This window comes from Actinoallomurus oryzae, assembly GCF_039541955.1.
Classification (GTDB): Bacteria; Actinomycetota; Actinomycetes; order Streptosporangiales; family Streptosporangiaceae; genus Actinoallomurus; species Actinoallomurus oryzae.
This window is the reverse complement of the sequence record NZ_BAABHF010000016.1, coordinates 189,804-207,721: the sequence shown is the minus strand read 5'-3', so window position 1 is coordinate 207,721 and position 17,918 is coordinate 189,804. Positions and strand designations below refer to the sequence as shown.

Genomic DNA, 17,918 nt, shown 5'->3' with positions numbered 1-17,918 from the left:
GACCCATCAAGGTCGACCGCTGGGATGGCCGACGGACGCGGGCCGGGATGGCGCGGGGAAGGCTGCGCCGAAACTCATCAGAGGCTGGTATCGGCGGGGGCGGCGGTGAACGAGGGACACAAGACGCATCGGGTGGTCGTGGTCGGCTCGGGATTCGGCGGGCTGTTCGCGGTGAGGGAGCTTCGCCGGGCGCCGGTCGAGGTGACCATGATCTCGCGCACCGCCTATCACCTGTTCCAGCCGCTGCTGTACCAGGTGGCCACGGGGATCCTGTCGGAAGGATCGGTCGCGCCGGCAACGCGCGAGGTGCTGCGAGGGCAGCGCAACGCCCGGGTGCTGACCGGGGACGTCACGCGGATCGATCTCGTCGATCGCACGGTCACGTCGGTGATGCCGGGAAAGGAGACGATCACGCCGTATGACAGTTTGATCGTCGCCGCCGGAGCTGGCCAGTCGTATTTCGGCCATGACGAGTTCGCGGAGCACGCCCCCGGTGTCAAGACGATCGATGACGCGCTCGCGCTGCGCGGATGCCTCTTCGGCTCCTTCGAGCTTGCCGAGGTGGAAACCGACCCGGCCGTGATCGAACGGTGGCAGACCTTCGTGGTGGTCGGCGGCGGCCCGACCGGGGTGGAGATCGCCGGACAGATCGCGGAGTTGACCCGCCGTACTTTGCCGGGAGAGTTTCGCAACGTCGACCCGGCCCGCAGCCGCGTCATCCTCTTCGAGGCGGGCCCGAAAGTGCTGGCCGGCTTCGGCGGGCGGCTGTCGGACAAGGCCGCGCGCGAGCTTCGGCGCGTGGGCGTGGAAGTACGGGTGAACACCAAGATCGTCGGCGTGGACGGGACGGGCGTCGACGTTGTCGCCGCCGACGGCACACGGTCCCGTGTCGACGCCATGTCCAAGGTCTGGGCGGCCGGAGTGGCCGCATCTCCGCTCGGCGCCCAGTTGGCCGGCCAGTGTGGCACGCAAGTCGACCACGCGGGCCGGATCAAAGTCGAACCCGACTGCAGCCTGCCCGGTCACCCCGAGGTTTTCGTCGTCGGGGACATGATGTCGCTGAAGAATCTCCCCGGCGTGGCTCAGGTCGCCATGCAAAGCGGGCGGCACGCGGCCGCCGAGATCCTGCGAAGGCTGCAAGGAGAGCAGTCCAGACGGCCGTTCCATTACCGAGACAAGGGCAGCATGGCCACCGTCGCCAGGTTCCGGGCCGTGGCCGGCGTCGGCCGACTACGATTTGCCGGGTTCCCGGCCTGGCTGATGTGGTTGGTGGTCCACCTCATCTACCTCGTCGGTTTCCGAAACCGACTCACGTCGCTGCTGGACTGGGCTGTCGCCTTCGGCACCGGCGGCCGATCCGAACGAACCGTTACGCGCTCTGCCATACGGCGGCTTCAAGCAGAGGCTCCGCCACGCCTGGGCTCGGACCACGGCTCGGCACAACCATCCCCCAGCGGCACGCCCGGCCGGCTCGGTTCGTCGGCGCCCCCCACGCGGCGACCACCGCAGTGAATGTGTTCGCTCAAGCTGGACGTGCAGATCATGATGGGCCCGCCAGGCCGCGAGTTCACTGGCACTCGGCTGCTTGCAGGGCGTCCGCGGCCGTCAGCAAGGCGGCTCCGAGAAGTACGACGTCCTTCACCAGGAACTGTCCCGCGAGGGACAGCTTCGGTTCCCCGCGGGTCTCCTGCCACGCCTCGGGCATTGTCGCCAAGAAGCTGAGGGTGGTGGCGAACATGCCGACGGCGGCGAGGCTGCCGAAAGCCGACGCTCTCGGCGCAATCGGTTTTGCTGCGATCAACGAACCCAGAACGATCTCGGTAACGCCGATCAATTTGGCGACCTTCTTCTCTCCCAATCTGGAGATAAGCATCGAGAACGGGGGGCTTGAGGTTACGAGGGGCCGGATATTCTCTACCTCGTAGTCTTCAAACTTTATTCGCCCGATCTCCAGCAGGTTGATCACGAGTCCATAGCGGGTGGCCAAAATTCCCGCGTCTTGCGCTATTCTTCTAGCGTCGTGAATCCCCATAATAATCAATCCCCGTCCGATGCGTCGGCTTTATCGATCAGTGTAGGACTCGAAACATCAACCGAGGCTGAGCATCAGGTCATGCTTCACCACCGATGTCGGGGCCGTCGCGATCACTGCCACGCGGAGACACCGGCGGCATCCCGACCGCCGAGGGGATGGAGGGCCTCGGGTACACGAGGCGCTACGCGGCGATGGGCTCGGTGCCGAGGAAGGTCGCCTGCCTTTCGACCTCCTCCAGACGCGGCGGCGCTCGGATGCAAGGACGGCCTCGAAGCGGCGGTAAGCCAGGCGAGCGTTCGCCGACCGTGGTAGGCGGCGCTACAGGGCAATGCCTGCTGGGAGGTCGTCGGGTCGCCGGTCACTCCCACGACGTGCCCGTCCTCCACGAAGTCGGCAAGGCCGCCGCTGGTCAGCCGGTCGCGGCTGATGCCGTCCAGCCAGATCGAAACCCTGTCGTGACATCGGCCACGGTCAAGTGACGGTCGAACCACCGAAAAGCCCGGCCACCCTGTCGGGTGCCCGGACTGCTCGCCAGGTGAAACCTGGTGGGCCGGGCGCCCGGTATCGCCGGAGGTCCGTCAGCCGGGTGCGGCTGCTCTTACTGTGATGGGTTCAGGTTCCCTCTCCTGCGCCACCGCATTCTCTCCAATGACGTCGTTCTCCGCTACCACCGAAAGAGCGACAGAGTCGAACGCTGGACAGGACCGATCAAATCCGGAGGTCCTCCGGGCCGCTCCGGCGTTACACCGCGCGACGCTTTAGCGTGCGCGTTCCGTATTCGATGGTGGTACCGGTCCGCCTTTCATGAGTTTTCATTGCGACCGGGTCCGGCGACCAATGAACGCGCAGGTGAGAGGCCTTCCTGTGGATCGACCGCCGAGGTCACTTGATATATCGCGGGGAAGCATGATGCTCGATCTGAGCGCGCTTTCGTCACCCTCTGCTGGCGGTCGAAGGGAAGAATGTTGAGGAGACAACGGAAAAGGGCGATCGCCCTCGTGCTGTCGATGCTCGTCGCGGCGCTGGTGGGGGCGAATCTGCTGACCGCCCGGTCGGCCATGGCACACGGCGCCTTTATGCAGCCGGGCAGCCGTACGTTCCTGTGCTGGGAGGACGGGCTCACCGAAACGGGCGAGATCGTCCCGCGGAACCCGGCGTGCGCGGCCGCGGTCGCGCAGAGCGGCACGAACTCGCTGTACAACTGGTTCGCGGTTCTGCGCTCGGACGGCGCCGGCCGCACCCGCGGGTTCATCCCGGACGGGCAGTTGTGCGCCGGCGGCAACCCGAACTACACCGGCTTCGACCTGCCGAGCGCGGACTGGCCGGTCACCCACCTGACGAGCGGGGCGAACTTCGACTTCCGCTACAACAAGTGGGCCGCGCATCCCGGCAGCTTCTACCTGTACGTCACGAAAGACGGCTGGGATCCGACCAAGCCGCTGACGTGGGACGAGGTGGAGTCCTCCCCGTTCCTCGTCGCCGACCACCCGCCGAGCACCGGCCCGACCGGCAGCGTCGACGGCTACTACTACTGGTCCGGCAACCTGCCGGCGAACAAGACCGGACGGCACATCATCTACTCCGTCTGGCAGCGGTCCGACAGCAACGAGACCTTCTATGGATGCTCCGACGTCGTCTTCGACGGCGGTAACGGCGAGGTCACCGGCGTCGGCCAGGGAGGCGATCCCGGAGCCAGACCCTGCGATGCCACTTTCGCGGTCACGAACTCCTGGTCCGGCGGATTCCAGGCCGAGGTGACCGTGAGCAACCCGGGCGATACGGCACTGAACGGGTGGACGGTGAGCTGGCTGCCGCCGAATGGTCAGACGGTGAACAGCGTCTGGAACGGCACCCTCACCGTCAGTGGCGACCTGGCGAGCGTACGGAACGCCGACTGGAACCGGTCGGTCCCCGTGGGCGGATCGACCACATTCGGGCTGGTCGCCGACGGCCCGGCCACGGCCCCCACCCTCACCTGCGCCAGCCCGTAGGTCCGGCCCTGTCATGAAAGGGAGAAACGCGATGCCATCCCGGCGACGACCGGTGGCCGTACTGGCCGTACTGGCCGTACTGGTCACTGTCCTCGCGGCGCTCACGGCACTAACGGCGCCCTCGGCCTCCGCCGCGTCGACGCTGAACCAGCTCGCCCGGACCCAGGGCAAGTACTTCGGATCGGCCACCGACAACCCCGAACTCTCCGACAGCGCGTACACCGCGATCCTCGGCGGGGGAGAGTTCGGCTCCACCACACCCGGCAACTCGATGAAGTGGGACGCGACCGAGCCCCAGCAGAACCAGTTCAGCTACGCCAGGGGCGACGCCGTCGTCGACTTCGCCGAAGCGCACGACATGATGGTGCGCGCCCACACGCTGGTCTGGCACAACCAGCTCCCGAGCTGGCTCACCTCCGGCAACTGGAGCGCCACCCAGCTCACCTCGATCCTGCAGAACCACATCGCCAACGTCGCGGGACACTACGCGGGCAAGGTCTACTCCTGGGACGTGGTCAACGAGCCGTTCAACGAGGACGGGACGTACCGGTCCGACCTCTGGTACAACACGCTCGGCTCCGGTTACATCGCCACCGCCCTGCGCGCCGCCCGCGCGGCCGACCCGAACGCCAAGCTGTACATCAACGACTACAACACCGAAGGCAGCGGCGCGAAGAGCGACGCGATGTACAACCTGGTCAAATCGCTGAAGGCGCAGGGCGTGCCCATCGACGGCGTCGGCTTCCAGGCGCACCTCGCGGTGCAGTACGGGTTCCCACCGGGCATGCAGGCCAACCTGCAACGCTTCGCCGATCTCGGAGTGGACGTCGCCATCACCGAACTGGACGTACGGATGGAGCTGCCCGCGGATTCCGCCAAGGTGGCCACGCAGGCCACCTACTACGCGAACGTCACCAAGGCGTGCATCGCCGTCGCCCGGTGCGTCGGGATCACCATCTGGGACTACACCGACAAGTACTCGTGGGTGCCGGGGACGTTCAACGGCCAAGGTTCGGCGCTGCCGTGGGACGAGAACCTCAACAAGAAGCCTTCCGTCTACGACGCCATCGCCACCGCCCTGGGCGGTTCCGGTGACGGCGGGGGCGGCGGCACCGCGAAGTGCGAGGTCGCCTACTCGACGAACGACTGGGGATCCGGCTTCACCGCGAACATCACCATCACCAACCAAGGCCCGTCCATCAGCGCCTGGACCCTGAAATACTCCTATGCCGGCGACCAGCGGCTGTCGCAGGGCTGGAACGGCACCTGGTCGCAGTCCGGAAAGGACGTCACGATCACCAACGCCGGGTGGAACGGAACCCTCGCCACCGGTGCCTCGACCTCGATCGGCGCGAACTTCACCTACAGCGCTTCCAACACCGCGCCGACCGCGTTCACGCTCAACGGCACTGCCTGCGACTGACCACCGCCGCACCCGATCACCCAGGCCGTCCCAGGGTGCCTGGGTGATCGCCGCGACCGTCCTCGCCGCTGACGCGGATGACGGAGGTCAGGCGCGGCGGTCGTAGGTGCGCGGATCCACGGGCTGCTCGGACTTGGGGAGCCCGCCGACCACGAGACGGTAGGAGTCGAGCACGAGCTCCTTCACCAGTTTCTCGTCGATGGTGCCCCCGCCTTCCACCGTGATCCAGTGCCGCTTGTTCATGTGATAGCCGGGGGTGATGTCCGCGTACTGCTCACGCAGGGCTGCGGCGTCGTCCGGATCAGCTTTCAGGATCACGACGGGGCGCCCCGGCATGTCGGTCATGAGCATGAAGACCTTGCCGCGCACCTTGTAGAGGTACCAGTCGGGGTCGAGACGATGCTCCAGTTCGGCGCCGGGCAGTCCCACAGTGCAGTCGCCCGCGATCTTCTGAAGCTCCTGTCCGTCCAAGGTGATCAACTCCTCTGTCGATCGAGTGCCCTGACCGCCCGGCCAGGGACAAGGTGGCGTCTCCCGTACGGCCGCCACGAACGGCGGCGCATGACCGCCGGTCGGGCTGTGGCCGTCCACTCCCTACGGGCGTACGCGGATGACTGTCTTCCCCTTGCGTCGTTCCGTCGGGTTGAGGGCGGTGACGGCGTCGTCGAGGGTTGCGATGTCGCCGATGTTGGTTCGGAGTCGTCCGTCGCGTACTCGCTGGATGATTTCGCCTAGTTGGGTGCGGTCGGCTTCGACGACGAAGTCGATCGCCAGGCCGTTGGTGGGTCGTGCCTCGACCGGGCCGACGATGGATACGAGCGTTCCTCCGGGTTTGATGAGGGCGGCGGATCGCTGTTGGATGTCGCCGCCGATGACGTCGAAGACCAGGTCGACGCTGCCGATGTCTTCGAGTGCGTCGTTGTGGAGGTCGAGGAAGTCGTGTGCGCCGAAGTCGAGTGCTTTTTGGCGGTCGGTGGTGCGTCCGGTGCCGATGACGTATGCGCCGGCTTCGCGTGCGAGTTGGGTCACCATTGTTCCGACCGCGCCGGCCGCGCCGTGGGCGAGGATGGTCTGGCCGGGTTGGAGGTGGCCGTGTTGGAACAGTCCTTGCCATGCGGTCAGTCCGGAGATCGGCAGGGAGGCGGCTACGGTGAAGTCGACGTCGCCGGGTAGTGGTGCGAGGTTGCGTGCTTCGATCGCCACGTATTCGGCGAGGGTGCCGTCGCGGTGCCAGTCGGCGAGGCCGAATACGCGTTGCCCGATCGAGAGTCCCGTCGTGCCGTAGCCGAGGGTGGTGACCACGCCGGCCAGTTCGTGGCCGGGGATCGAGGGTGTCTTGTCACGGCCGGCGCGGTCGGTCCAGGTCGATGGCCATTCCATCTCCGTCGGGACGAAGCCCGATGCGTGGATTTGAACGATCACGTCGTTGATCGCGGCGGGCGGCTCGGGCCGCTCCGTCAGCGTCATCCCGGCCGTCCCCGCGGCCTGGTCGGTTACCACAATGGCTTTCATCGAGATTGTCCCCTTCCTTGGTTTTGTCCCCGGGCGGATGTTCAGATGAAGGTGAATAGCTGGTCGGCGTCGAATCGTGAGATCGGGTTGGTGTAGACCTTCTCCGGGTCGGGGTAGCCGAGGGCCAGCAGCACGGTCGTGGTGTGTCCGGTTTCGCGGATTTTGAACGCTTTGTCGACGCTGGTCGGGTCGAACCCTTCCAGTGGTGTGGCTTCGACGCCGAGTTCGGCGGCCGCCATCATGGTCAGGCCCACCGCCATGTAGGTCTGTTTTTCCATCCAGTGGTTCAGGTCCTTGTAGCTGTAGTTGCGCAGGTTGAGGAAGTCTCGGGTCATTGATTCCCACAGCTCCTGCTTTGCCGGGTCGGGGAACCGGCCGTCGGCCCTCTCCTTCGTGAACACCGCCTCGATGTGGCTGTCGGGCAGGTCCGCCCGGGTGGTGAGGATGACGGTGTGCGACGCGTTCAGGATCTTCTCGCCGTTGTCCTGGAACCGTTCGCCCAGGTTGGCCGCGAGGCGCTCTTTGCCTTCGGGCGTGGCGAGGACGTAGAAGTGGTTGGGCTGAATGTTCGTCGACGACGGCGTGGACCGCAGGAATCTCAGCAGCTGTTGAAGGGTTTCTGCCGGGATGGTCTTGCTGGGGTCGAAATACCTGGTGAGGTGCTTGCTCATGAGCTTGTCGAGATCCATGTCAACCTGCTTTCTTCTTGCGATGAGTGGTGGGCTCGCGTCTTAGTTCTTGCCGCGGGCGATCCGCCGGGGAGATGAGGACGTTGACCGGTGTCGGTGCGACGGCGGTGACGATCGCTGGAGGAGGACGCCGATGCTCATCCCGGCGTACCGGCCGCACTGACGGCGGGGATGTCGATGTCGGTCTGGTTGAGGTTGTTGATGAAGTTGGTCAACTGGGCCTGCACCGCCACCGTGACGATCGCCAGGATCTGCGGGTCGGTGTACCCGGCACCTCGCACCGCCGCCAGCTCGGCGTCACTGACCTGACCGCGGCTCTCCACCACCCGCTGCGCGAAACGAGCGACCGCCGCACGCTTGGGATCGACCGAACTCCCGGCCCGGCCGAGCTCGACGTCCTCGGCCGACATGCCACCGAACTTCGTCGCGACGTGGGTGTGCATCGCCAGGCAGTAACCGCAACCGTTGGCTTGCGACACCGCCAGCGCAATGGTGTGCCGCGTCCTCGCGTCCAGAACCCGACTCAAAGTGCCCTGCAGCGTCATGACCACGTCGAGCACGGTCGGGTTCGACGCGAGAGTCTTGAACATGTTCGGGACGAAGCCGAACTGTGCACCGAGGTTGTCGAGGACGCCCTCCACCTCGTCCGGGACGTCGTCAGGAGAGGGAGCGTTCAGTCGTGACATGGCGAATCAGCCTCCAGTGAGTGGTCGTCAGCCTGGGTTTGCGCTTGAGATTTTTTGGGCTTGTCAGCCCACTTCCTGAAGTGAACACCGCTCGAGACTGGGCTGTCAAGCCCAATCCGGGTATCGTCTGAAGCATGAAACCCACCTCAGGAGCTCGGGAGCCCCACAAGCTCACCGGCAAGGGACAGGCGACGCGGGCCCGCATCCTGGAGCACGCCGCGGAGCTCATCTACACCAAGGGGGTCCACGCGACGAACAACGAACAGCTCCGCCGGGCCGCCGGCGTCAGCGGATCGCAGCTCAACCACTACTTTCCGACCAAGGAGAGTCTCGTCCTTGCCGTGATCGCCTGGCAGGCCGAGCGCGTTCTCGGGTTCCACCGCGGCGAGCGATTCGCCTGCTTCGACAACCTCGACGCGTTCCGGGCGTGGGCGGATTTCTACATCGGCTACGAGCGCGCCTACCAGGAAGGCTGCAGCCTCGGCTCCCTGGCGAGCGAGATCATCAAGACGGACCTTGACGTTCACGACGAGCTCGCGAGCGCGTTCGACCAGTGGAGGGGCATCTTCCGCGATGGAATCGAGCGCATGCAGCAACTCGGCCGCATCAGCGCCGAGGCAGATCCCACGCAGCTGGCCAATCTGCTCCTTGCCGCCTTCCAGGGCGGCATGCTCCTCGCCCAGGTCGCACGGGACATCACTCCACTGAAAGATGCGTTGCAGACGGCCATCGACTACGTGCAGACCTTCGCGACGTCTCACGACGCCGGCGTACTTCAAGCTCGGTAGCCGCTGGTCGCCGGTGTGTCGATGCGATATGTGGGAGTCGTTCCCGATGAAGAGTGGAGAGCGCTGCTGCGTGCCCACCTGGACCGCGCGGACGAGTTCCGGGTGCGCATGCCGGACGGGGAGGGCCCGCTCAGCTATGGACGGGCGCAGTTCGCGGCGCTGCCCGAGGTCACGGTGGGTCCCTGGAGTGGCATGCGCGACGCCGTCGAGTTCGCCGGACCGCTGACACCGGCCGTCCGGGAGCTGTTCGTCGAATTGGAGCCGTCCCTCGAGGAACTCCCTAAGCTCTGGGACTACAAACTCCTGCAGAACGGCAAGGTCATCCTGTCGATCGGCGACTTCCATGATGTGCTGATCGACGTGCCGAGCTGACCCCTGTCAGTAGACCGCTTTGAACACATGCGGCCGCCGGCCCGTCGGTCTTGGCCGGCCCCACGCAAGACGTCAGCGAGCACCAGAACGGCGTAGCAAGATCAACGCGCGCCTGCGCTCGTTCAGGCGGAGGCGCGTCGCACGAGTTCTGGTGCGAAGACGATCCGGCGTGGTGGCTCACCGGGGCCCTCGTCGATCCACTGGGCCAGCAGCCGGATCGCCTCGGTCGCCATCGCGCCGATCGGGTTGCGGAAGGTCGTGAGCGGCGGGTCGGTCCGCTCGGCGGTCCCGAGGTCGTCGTACCCGACCAGGGCGACGTCCTCGGGGACCCGCCGGCCGCGCGCCGCGAGCTCGCGTATCGCGCCCGCGGCCATCAGGTCCGACGCGGCGAAGATGCCGTCGAGACCGGGGAACTCGTCGAGGAGAACGCCGCAGGCTCGCGCGCCGCCGACCTCGGTGAAGTCCCCGTGCACGACGGCGTCGACGCCCAGTCCGGCCTCGCTCAGCTCCTGCCGCCAGCCTTCGAGCCGGTCGTGGCCGGCGTGCATGTCGGCCGGGCCGGCGATCGTCCCGATGGCCCGGCAGCCGCGGTCGATCAACAGCCGTGCCGCCTGACGACCGGCGCCGACGCCGTCGCTCTCAACGATGGACACACGATCGGTACTCGTCCAAGGCGACCCGATGAAGACGGTCGGCAGTCCGAGGTCGGCCAGGCTCTTCGCGAGTCGGTCACCGCGGTGGTGCGAGGCGACGACGACACCGTCGACGAACCGGCCGCGCAGGTACCGCATCAGCCGCTGCTCCTCCTTGCCCGGTTGGGTGAGCAGCAGCACCAGCTGCAGGTCGTGCGCCTTCACCGACCTCGTGACCACGTGCAGCATCCGCGCGAAGAACGGGTCGGCGAAGATCCGCTCGTCCGACTCCGGCACGATCAGCCCGATCGAGCCCGTACGCCGGGTCGCGAGCGAGCGGGCCGCGGCGTTGGGGATGAAACCGAGTCGCCGTACGGCATCGTCGACGGCCGCCTGAGCCTGCGGGCTGACCCGCGCCCCGCCGTTGACCGCACGCGACGCGGTGGCCTTGCTGACACCGGCCAGCCGGGCAACCTGATCTAGCGTGGGCGTCTCGCCCTCGGACCGCACCATCGCCGCCTACGGTACTGGAACGGCGTTGCGTGCGATGACGTCGGCGTACCACAACGCGCTGTTCTTCGGGGTCCGCGCCTGGGTCTCGTAGTCGACGTGCACGATGCCGAAGCGGTGTCCGTACCCGTAGCTCCACTCGAAGTTGTCGAGCAGCGACCATACGAAGTAGCCGCGGACGTCGACGCCGGCGTCGATCGCGTCGAGCGTGGCGTGCAGGTGCTGTTCGATGAAGTCGCGGCGAGCGTCGTCGTGCACCTCCCCGCCGACGACGACGTCGTCGCACATCGCACCGTTCTCGGTGATGTAGATCGGAGGTGCGGCGTACTCCTCGTGCAGCCGGACGAGCAGCCGGGTGAGCGCGGCCGGATCGATCTCCCAATCGCGGGCGGTCGTCGGCAGCCCGCGGCGCGGGAAGACGAACCCTCCGCCCGGGTACGGCGAGGTTCGCGGCCGCGCCGGCCCCTGGATCCGGCTCCCGAGCAGCTCGTCGGGGGCCGCGTCGTACGGCAGCGCGGCGGGTACGTCGCCGTGATAGAAGTTCACGCCCAGGAAGTCCAGCGGCGCCGAGATGAGCGCGAGGTCGCCGTCGTGCACGTACGACGACCACGGCCGCCCCTCGAATGCCATGCCCTCGGTGTCGGCGGCCAGGTCGTCGGCGTACCTCCCCCGCAGGAGCGGGTCGAGGAAGACCCGGTTGTGCAGTCCGTCGAGGCGCCGGGCCGCGTCGACGTCGGCGGGCCGCGCCGGGTCGAACGGGTCGGCGACGGTGAGGTTGAGCGTGATGCCGAGCTGCGGCCGACGGTCCGGCGTGGCGCGGCGACGCACCTCGTCGACGACCAGGCCGTGCCCGAGCAGCAGGTTGTGCGCGGCGACGATCCCGGCGGCCCCTTCCTGACGACCTGGTGCGTGCTGGCCGCCGGTGTAGCCCATGAACGCCGAGCACCACGGCTCATTGAGCGTGGTCCACGCCTCGACGCGGTCGCCGAGTGCGTCGTACACGCTGACGGCGTAGTCGGCGAAGCGGTAAGCGGTGTCACGGTTGGTCCAGCCGCCAGCGTCCTCGAGCACCTGCGGCAGGTCCCAGTGGTAGAGGGTGGGCCACGGAACCATGCCCGCCTCGAGCAACTCGTCGACGAGGCGGCTGTAGAAGTCCAGCCCCTTCTGGTTGACCGCTCCGCCATCCGGCCGGACCCGTGGCCAGGCAATCGAGAAGCGGTATGCCGCGTGGTTGAGGCGCTTCATCAACGCGACGTCCTCGGGCATCCGGTGGTAATGGTCGCAGGCGACCTCAGCGGTGTCGCCGGCGACGATGGCGCCCGGGACCCGGGTGAAGGTGTCCCAGATCGAGTCGGTACGCCCGTCCTCGTCGTAGGCACCCTCGATCTGGAAGGCGGCGGTGGCGGCGCCCCACAGGAAGTGCTGCGGGAAGGCGCGGTATGTCGAAGTCATCCCTTGATGGCTCCTTGCATGATGCCGGCGACGAGTTGCCGGCCGGCGGCGAAGAACAGGAGGAAGAGCGGGACCGTGGCCATGACCGTGCCGGCCTGCAGAAGCGCCATGTCGGCGATTCCCTGACCAGGCGCGATCTTGAGGTGGTCCAGCGCGGTCTGCAGGGTCTGGACGTCGGAGCCCTGAAGCACCACCAGCGGCCACATGAAGTCGGTCCACACCTGCATGAAGGTGAACAGGCCGAGGATCGCCATGGCCGGCCGAGCAGCAGGTACCGCGATGGACCAGAATGTTCGGAACATCGACGCACCGTCGACGCGCGCTGCCTCGATCAGCTCGTCCGGCAGCGCGTCGACGAGGTACTGCCGCATGAAGAAGACGCCGAACGCGGTCACCACCCACGGCAGGATCACGGCCGCACGGCTTCCGCTGAGCCCCATGTTGCTGAACTCCTTCAGCATCGGGATCAGAGCGAGCTGGGTCGGGACCGTCATCGTCGCGACGATGAAGATCATCATCGGGCCGTTGCCGCGGAAGCGCAGCTTGGCGAAGGCGAAGCCGGCGAGAGTGGAGAAGAAGACCACCGATGCCGCCGAGATGCCCGAGATCAGCACCGAGTTCCCGAGCGCGGACCAGAAGTCGATCTGATCGAAGACGCGGCGGGCGTTCTCGAAGAAGTGGCCGCCCGGGACGAGTGGCGGCGTGCTCGCCGCGGCGCGCTCCTTGGTGACCGAGCCGATCACGAACGACCAGTACAGCGGGAATACCGAGCCGACGACGAACGCCGCCAGCAGCGCATAGGTCATGAAGCCGGGACGACGGGCCATCAGGAGCTCCTTCGTTGCGCCGCGCGGGTCAGCAGGAAGCTGCCGAGCGAGACCGCGATGATCAGCAGAACCTCGATCCAGGTCGCGGCCGCTGCCCGTGGATAGGGGTCGGTGGAGCTGTTGGCGGTGTTGAAGACGTACATCGTGAGCGTCTGGAACTCATAGTTCGCACCGCCCTGGTGTTGCAGGTTCGTGTCGAAGAGCCGCGGCTCGGTGAAGATGTGCAGCCCGCCGATCGTCGAGGTGACGATCACGAAGAGCAGTGTGGGGCGGATGCTGGGCACGGTGATGCTCAGGAACTGTCTGACCCGGCCGGCGCCGTCGAGCGAGGCGGCCTCGTACAACTCGTTCGGGATCGCCTGCATCGCCGCGAGCAGGATCAGGGCGTTGTAGCCGGTCCAGCGCCAGTTGACCATCGTGGCGATCGCCAGCCAGCTGGCCGGACGGTTGGCGTGCCAATCGACCCCCGACAGCCCGAGCCCGTGCAACGCGCCGTTGACCAGCCCGGACTGGTCCGCGAACAGTGAGCCGAAGATCAGCGCGGTCGCGGCCGGTGCCACCACGAACGGCGACAGCACGCTCATCCTCCACCACGTCCGCCCGCGCAACTCGGTGTTGAGCAGAGCCGCGACGATGGTGGCGATGATGATCTGCGGGACAGACGAGATCACGAAGATCCCGAGCGTGTTGACCAGCGCCTTGCGGAAGATCGGGTCGTGCAGGACGTGGCTGTAGTTCGCCCACCCGACCCCGGGCCCGTGCGCCACGCCGAACCGCGGCCAGGAGAAGAAGGACAGGTAGGCGGAGTAACCCAGCGGGTAGAGCCCGATGATCAGGAAGACCACGAAGAAGGGCAGCACATAGACGTACGGCGACAGCTTCGTGTCGAGGAGTGAGAGCCGCTGGCGGAACGTGAGCCTGGGACGGACGGGAGGTGCTGTCTCGGCCGGCACGGCCCCCGCCGCCGTGCCGACCGAGGCAGGAGTGTTGTCGATCATCGACTCAGGAGAGACCGGCAACGGCCTGGAGGAACAGCCGCCACGACTCGTCCGCCGACTTGCCCTCGTCGACACGCTGGATCGCCGACTTGAACAGACCGAGGACCTCGGCGTACTTGTCGCCCTTGTACGGCAGCTTCGGGTCGACCGCCTTCGCCCGGTTAGCGAGGATCTTCGAGGTGGGCGCGCCGTGGAAGTACGAATCGGTCGCGTTCTGCGCCGCCAGGACCTGCTCCGAGGCGAGGTTGGCCGGGTAGTTGCCTGCGGCCTTGAACGCCGCGACCTGCTGGTCCTTGTCGGTCAGCCAGTTGGCGAACCGCTTGGCCTCGGCCTGGTGCTTCGACTGCTGCGGTACGGCGAGGAACGACCCTCCCCAGTTGCCACCGCCGCCCGGGAAGGCGTCGGCGATGTCCCAGCCGGTCGAGTGCGGCGCGGCGGCCTTGATGTTGGCGAACATCCAGCCGGGGCAGGGCATCGTGGCGACCTTGTTGTCGGCCATGTCCCTGGTCCAGTCGGGGGTGCCCTGCTGGGCGCCCGTGGAGAGCGTCGGGGCGTACTTGGCGACGGTATTGAAGACCGTGCGCAGCTCGTTGTTGTCGACGTTCACCTTGTTGTCGGCGGTCTGGAAGGGGTACTTCGTCTGGTTCAGCATCGCCTGCCCGACCGAGACGCTGTCGTCGATCCACTTCGCGCCGGGGACGGCCCTCTCGAACTTCACGCCATAGTCGAAGTAGGAGTCCCAGGTCGAGAAGATCTTCGCGACCTGGTCGCGGTCGCTCGGGAAGCCGGCCTTCTTGAACAGGTCGGCGTTGTAGCAGAACGCCTCCGGGCCGGCGTCGGTCGGATAGCCGATCTGCTTGCCGTCGGCGGTCTGCCCGGCCTGGTACTTGTACTCCAGCCAACGATTCGCGAGCGACGGGTCCTTCAGGTCGACGAACTGGTCGGAGGCGCCGGTGGCGAGGAACTCCGGCATCGAGTCGCCCTCGATCGCCACGATGTCGGGCAGCCCGGTGCCGGCCTGCAGGTCGGAGGTCAGGGTCTGCTTCCAGGGGTCCCAGTCGGCAATCTTGGTCTGCTTGACCAGGAACGGGTGCTTCGGGTCGGCGTTCCACTGGTCGACCAGCTTGTCGTAGCCGAAGTCGCTGAAGGTCGTGATCTTGAGGGTGTCGTCCGGGCCGAGAGCCGTCTTGCTCGAGGAACCGCTCGAGCCGCCGCAGGCGGCGGTGAGCCCCACGACGAGGGCGGCGGCCGCGCCGAGCGCGGCCACCCGGCGTACGACACGGCGGCCGCCGGGCTGGGAGAGGGGGTTGTGCATCGGGACGCTCCTGGGTCGGGCGTGTTGGGGTGATCGATGCGTGGAACCGGTTCCACGCATCACTGGCCGATGACTATGGCTCAGATCACAGGATCCCGTCAAGGAGTGCGTGAGAACGCTGATGCGTTCGTGTTCGATGACCGCCCCAGCGTGAGATCGGTTCCACAAAATGCGGAAGGCGGGCATGGAACGCTGTGGGTGCGGAGTGCCATCTGCTCCTCGCCCGCCCACACGAGGGCCGTGCCCTGCGGAAGTCGGTCGACGCTCCGCACGCAACAGCCGCGTGGGAGCGTCGTTCTACGGCCTGTTTCGCCGACAAGCCTCAGCGTGGTGTGGCAACCGAGCGTGGTCAGACGGGCTGGCCCATGGGCCGGATGGTCAGGGTGTTGAGGTCGACGCCCGCCGGCTGGTCGAGGGCGAAGCAGATGGCCTCGGCGATGGGCTGGGGAGGCAGGGCGAAGGGGGGAACGCCGGCGCCTTGCCAGAAGGGTGTGTCGATCATGCCGGGGTTGACAAGAGTGACACCGATGCCGCGGGTCGTGGCGTGCAGACGCAGGTTCTCGGCGAGTCCGGTGGTAGCCCACTTGGTGGCCGAGTAGAGATTGGCGGGAGAGTTCTTCAGCCCGGCGACGCTGCCGATGAGCACCAGCCGTCCGCCAGTGGCCTCCAGGTGGGGCAGGGCGGCATGGGCCAGCAGGGCGGGCCCGAGGACGTTGGTGAGGACCATGGGCGACCACAGTGTCGGGTCGCCGACCCCGATGGAGTCACCGGACATGAATCCGGCGTTGGCCACCGCCGCGTCAAGGGCACCGAAATGCTCCACGGTGCGGGTCACGACCGACTCGGTGGCCTGCCAGTCTGCCGCGTCCGCGACAAGACCCAACAGCCGGTCGGGGTGGCCGGTCTCGTCGAGGAAAGTCTTCAGTTTGCTCTCGTTGCGGCCGGTGACGGCCACACGGTGGCCGCGGTCGAGGAGCAGCCGCGCGGTGTGGGCGCCGATACCGCTGGTCGCGCCGGTGATCAGTACGGTCTTGCTGGCCATGGTCATGCTCCTGAGGTGTGGATGGGGAACGGCGGACGGCGGCCCGCGATGAAGGAGCGCGTTCAAGTGCGCCGACCCCAGGAAATCGGCGCCGTCAGAGGCGGGCAAGGTCGCGTCTATGGGGGGTATGAACGCAACCTCCCTATCGGCCGGACCATGAGTACGCTGGACGAATGGAACCCCCGTCCGAAAGCCGTACCGGTGATCCCACCGACAACCGTTCGGACATCCGTGACTTCCTCATCAGCCGACGCGCCAAGCTCACCCCGGAGCGGGTCGGACTGCCCACCAGCCGGCGCCGCCGGGTTCCGGGACTACGGCGCGAGGAGGTCGCGGCCCTCGCCGGCGTGAGCACCGAGTGGTACACGCGGTTGGAGAAGGGCCACATCAGCGGTGTCTCCGAGGACGTGCTGGAAGCGGTCGCGCGGGCATTGCTCCTCAATGAGGACGAGCGCACCTACCTGCTCGATCTGGCCAAGGCGGCTCGCCCCACCCGCCGCAGGTCACACCGCCGCAAGGACGTCAAGATCCCGTCTTCCGTCCAATGGATGGTGGACTCCATGACCATGGCCCCCGCCTTCGTACGCACCGGCCGTTTGGACATCGTCGCGAGCAACGCGCTGTGCAGGGCCCTGTACTCACCGATGTTCGACAGCGACACCACCGGCGACCGGGGCTGCGCCAACTTCCCCCGTTACTTCTTCCTCGACCCCGGCTCCCACGACTTCTTCGTCGACTGGGAGGAAGGCGCGAGGGCCACGGTCGCAATGCTCCGCGCCGAAGCCGGACGTGAACCTCACGACCGGGCCCTGCGTGAGCTTGTCGGCGAACTGTCCACGCTCAGCCCCGACTTCCGCACCATGTGGGCCAGTCACGATGTCCGAATCCATCACGAAGGCGTCAAGCGGCTGAACCATCCCGAAGTCGGCCGGCTGGAGATGACCTTCCGCTCCCTGAACCTGCCCCTGCCTCAACGGGCCGTACACGACCTGATCATCTACACCTCCGAGCCGGGCACCCCCTCGGAGGACCGCCTCAAACTCCTCGCCAGTTGGTCGGCACCGCAGACCTCACCCACGGAACCGATCCGCCCGCCCCGCTGACCTCACGCGTTCATGAGAGGGATTGATCAGAAATACAAAAAGTGTCCTTGACCTGCAACGACAGGAATTGCTGAGGGTCCTGCCGACTGCAAGGAAAGTGTTCCGGGCACCGAACGGCCCGGCACACAGCCTGCGGGCGAGGACGCGGTCCGCGCCGCCGAGACAGCGACTCGGCGTCCCGCTGCCGCCCAGCTACCGCAACTTCCTGTTGGTCAGCGACGGCTGGGCCGAGATGCCGACCAACGCGGGCACGTTGCGAACGCGGCGGCGACCTGTTGCCCAACGACAGCTTCGGCGCGCTGCTGCTCAGTGCACGCGACAAGTGGCCGGCCGAAGCGAAGGCGGAGGCCTGACGCTCACAGGCCCGGATAGCCCCGCCAAAGAGGCGACGAGCGAGGAATCAGCATCGGCCGCCGACACCCGGGCCACCGATGGTCTCCATCGTGCGAGCGACGTAGCCGCTGTAGGTTCGGCCGGCGCGACCGGGCACAGCGCACGGAGCGGACGGTCGCGTGTCAGGGAACACGCGCAGGCTCCCGGCGG

General features: G+C 67.0%; 17 protein-coding genes. 6 read left to right on the top strand and 11 right to left on the bottom strand.

Annotated elements, in window-relative coordinates; all coding sequences use genetic code 11:
- Positions 1-105: 105 nt before the first annotated feature.
- Positions 106-1,512: an NAD(P)/FAD-dependent oxidoreductase gene (locus ABEA10_RS11640; RefSeq protein ID WP_345461562.1), complete on the top strand. Its 1,407-nt coding sequence runs from the start codon at positions 106-108 to the stop codon at positions 1,510-1,512.
- A 55-nt stretch (positions 1,513-1,567) separates the two neighbouring features.
- Here ABEA10_RS11640 and ABEA10_RS11635 read toward each other — a convergent pair whose 3' ends face one another.
- Positions 1,568-2,032 carry a DUF417 family protein gene (locus ABEA10_RS11635; protein ID WP_345461559.1) on the bottom strand — a complete coding sequence of 155 codons (465 nt, stop codon included), beginning with the start codon at positions 2,030-2,032 and terminating at the stop codon, positions 1,568-1,570.
- A gap of 965 nt (positions 2,033-2,997) precedes the next feature.
- Here ABEA10_RS11635 and ABEA10_RS11630 point away from each other — a divergent pair.
- Both ABEA10_RS11630 and ABEA10_RS11625 read left to right on the top strand, forming a co-directional pair.
- Positions 2,998-4,026: a lytic polysaccharide monooxygenase auxiliary activity family 9 protein gene (locus ABEA10_RS11630; RefSeq protein ID WP_425550893.1), complete on the top strand. Its 1,029-nt coding sequence runs from the start codon at positions 2,998-3,000 to the stop codon at positions 4,024-4,026.
- Positions 4,027-4,057: 31 nt separating this feature from the next.
- Positions 4,058-5,449, top strand: a complete 1,392-nt coding sequence (locus ABEA10_RS11625) for a glycoside hydrolase family 10 protein (protein ID WP_345461553.1) — start codon at positions 4,058-4,060, stop codon at positions 5,447-5,449.
- An 87-nt stretch (positions 5,450-5,536) separates the two neighbouring features.
- Here ABEA10_RS11625 and ABEA10_RS11620 read toward each other — a convergent pair whose 3' ends face one another.
- The 4 genes from ABEA10_RS11620 to ABEA10_RS11605 all read right to left on the bottom strand — a co-directional run bounded on the left by ABEA10_RS11620 (position 5,537) and on the right by ABEA10_RS11605 (position 8,291).
- Positions 5,537-5,920, bottom strand: a complete 384-nt coding sequence (locus ABEA10_RS11620; RefSeq protein ID WP_345461550.1) for an MmcQ/YjbR family DNA-binding protein — start codon at positions 5,918-5,920, stop codon at positions 5,537-5,539.
- A 123-nt stretch (positions 5,921-6,043) separates the two neighbouring features.
- Positions 6,044-6,916: an NADP-dependent oxidoreductase gene (locus ABEA10_RS11615; protein WP_345462210.1), complete on the bottom strand. Its 873-nt coding sequence runs from the start codon at positions 6,914-6,916 to the stop codon at positions 6,044-6,046.
- An 86-nt stretch (positions 6,917-7,002) separates the two neighbouring features.
- Entirely contained in the window at positions 7,003-7,650 is a 648-nt protein-coding gene (locus tag ABEA10_RS11610) for a nitroreductase family protein (protein WP_345461547.1), read from the bottom strand.
- A gap of 137 nt (positions 7,651-7,787) precedes the next feature.
- Complete coding sequence (locus tag ABEA10_RS11605) at positions 7,788-8,291, bottom strand: carboxymuconolactone decarboxylase family protein (RefSeq protein WP_345461544.1); 504 nt, start codon at positions 8,289-8,291, stop codon at positions 7,788-7,790.
- Positions 8,292-8,470: 179 nt separating this feature from the next.
- On the opposite strand from ABEA10_RS11605, the gene ABEA10_RS11600 reads away from it, so the two are divergent.
- Positions 8,471-9,124: a TetR/AcrR family transcriptional regulator gene (locus ABEA10_RS11600; protein ID WP_345461541.1), complete on the top strand. Its 654-nt coding sequence runs from the start codon at positions 8,471-8,473 to the stop codon at positions 9,122-9,124.
- A 21-nt stretch (positions 9,125-9,145) separates the two neighbouring features.
- Positions 9,146-9,496, top strand: coding sequence for a hypothetical protein (locus ABEA10_RS11595; RefSeq protein WP_345461538.1), 351 nt, complete (start codon positions 9,146-9,148; stop codon positions 9,494-9,496).
- 122 nt (positions 9,497-9,618) lie between these two features.
- Here ABEA10_RS11595 and ABEA10_RS11590 read toward each other — a convergent pair whose 3' ends face one another.
- The 6 genes from ABEA10_RS11590 to ABEA10_RS11565 form a co-directional block, all read right to left on the bottom strand.
- Positions 9,619-10,641, bottom strand: coding sequence for a LacI family DNA-binding transcriptional regulator (locus ABEA10_RS11590; protein ID WP_345461535.1), 1,023 nt, complete (start codon positions 10,639-10,641; stop codon positions 9,619-9,621).
- 6 nt (positions 10,642-10,647) lie between these two features.
- The gene (locus ABEA10_RS11585) at positions 10,648-12,090 is read right to left on the bottom strand and encodes a glycoside hydrolase family 1 protein (RefSeq protein WP_345461532.1); all 1,443 of its coding nucleotides are present in this window, start codon (positions 12,088-12,090) and stop codon (positions 10,648-10,650) included.
- Complete coding sequence (locus tag ABEA10_RS11580; RefSeq protein WP_345461529.1) at positions 12,087-12,917, bottom strand: carbohydrate ABC transporter permease; 831 nt, start codon at positions 12,915-12,917, stop codon at positions 12,087-12,089. Before ABEA10_RS11580 ends, ABEA10_RS11585 begins: the two co-directional genes overlap by 4 nt.
- Positions 12,917-13,915: a carbohydrate ABC transporter permease gene (locus ABEA10_RS11575; protein WP_345461526.1), complete on the bottom strand. Its 999-nt coding sequence runs from the start codon at positions 13,913-13,915 to the stop codon at positions 12,917-12,919. Before ABEA10_RS11575 ends, ABEA10_RS11580 begins: the two co-directional genes overlap by 1 nt.
- 4 nt (positions 13,916-13,919) lie before the next feature.
- The gene (locus ABEA10_RS11570; protein ID WP_345461523.1) at positions 13,920-15,230 is read right to left on the bottom strand and encodes an ABC transporter substrate-binding protein; all 1,311 of its coding nucleotides are present in this window, start codon (positions 15,228-15,230) and stop codon (positions 13,920-13,922) included.
- A 349-nt stretch (positions 15,231-15,579) separates the two neighbouring features.
- Complete coding sequence (locus tag ABEA10_RS11565) at positions 15,580-16,272, bottom strand: SDR family oxidoreductase (protein WP_345461520.1); 693 nt, start codon at positions 16,270-16,272, stop codon at positions 15,580-15,582.
- A 173-nt stretch (positions 16,273-16,445) separates the two neighbouring features.
- Here ABEA10_RS11565 and ABEA10_RS11560 point away from each other — a divergent pair, with 173 nt between their 5' ends.
- A complete protein-coding gene (locus ABEA10_RS11560; protein WP_345461517.1) occupies positions 16,446-17,375 on the top strand; it encodes a helix-turn-helix transcriptional regulator in 930 nt (309 codons plus the stop codon).
- Positions 17,376-17,918: the final 543 nt, after the last annotated feature.

Coding starts and splice junctions, on each gene's coding strand:
- ABEA10_RS11635 (WP_345461559.1), bottom strand. CDS start 2,032: ATGGGGATTCACGACGCTAGAAGAATAGCGCAAGACGCGGGAATTTTG.
- ABEA10_RS11630 (WP_425550893.1), top strand. CDS start 2,998: ATGTTGAGGAGACAACGGAAAAGGGCGATCGCCCTCGTGCTGTCGATG.
- ABEA10_RS11625 (WP_345461553.1), top strand. CDS start 4,058: ATGCCATCCCGGCGACGACCGGTGGCCGTACTGGCCGTACTGGCCGTA.
- ABEA10_RS11615 (WP_345462210.1), bottom strand. CDS start 6,916: ATGACGCTGACGGAGCGGCCCGAGCCGCCCGCCGCGATCAACGACGTG.
- ABEA10_RS11610 (WP_345461547.1), bottom strand. CDS start 7,650: ATGGATCTCGACAAGCTCATGAGCAAGCACCTCACCAGGTATTTCGAC.
- ABEA10_RS11600 (WP_345461541.1), top strand. CDS start 8,471: ATGAAACCCACCTCAGGAGCTCGGGAGCCCCACAAGCTCACCGGCAAG.
- ABEA10_RS11595 (WP_345461538.1), top strand. CDS start 9,146: ATGCGATATGTGGGAGTCGTTCCCGATGAAGAGTGGAGAGCGCTGCTG.
- ABEA10_RS11590 (WP_345461535.1), bottom strand. CDS start 10,641: ATGGTGCGGTCCGAGGGCGAGACGCCCACGCTAGATCAGGTTGCCCGG.
- ABEA10_RS11585 (WP_345461532.1), bottom strand. CDS start 12,090: ATGACTTCGACATACCGCGCCTTCCCGCAGCACTTCCTGTGGGGCGCC.
- ABEA10_RS11580 (WP_345461529.1), bottom strand. CDS start 12,917: ATGGCCCGTCGTCCCGGCTTCATGACCTATGCGCTGCTGGCGGCGTTC.
- ABEA10_RS11575 (WP_345461526.1), bottom strand. CDS start 13,915: ATGATCGACAACACTCCTGCCTCGGTCGGCACGGCGGCGGGGGCCGTG.
- ABEA10_RS11570 (WP_345461523.1), bottom strand. CDS start 15,230: ATGCACAACCCCCTCTCCCAGCCCGGCGGCCGCCGTGTCGTACGCCGG.
- ABEA10_RS11565 (WP_345461520.1), bottom strand. CDS start 16,272: ATGGCCAGCAAGACCGTACTGATCACCGGCGCGACCAGCGGTATCGGC.
- ABEA10_RS11560 (WP_345461517.1), top strand. CDS start 16,446: ATGGAACCCCCGTCCGAAAGCCGTACCGGTGATCCCACCGACAACCGT.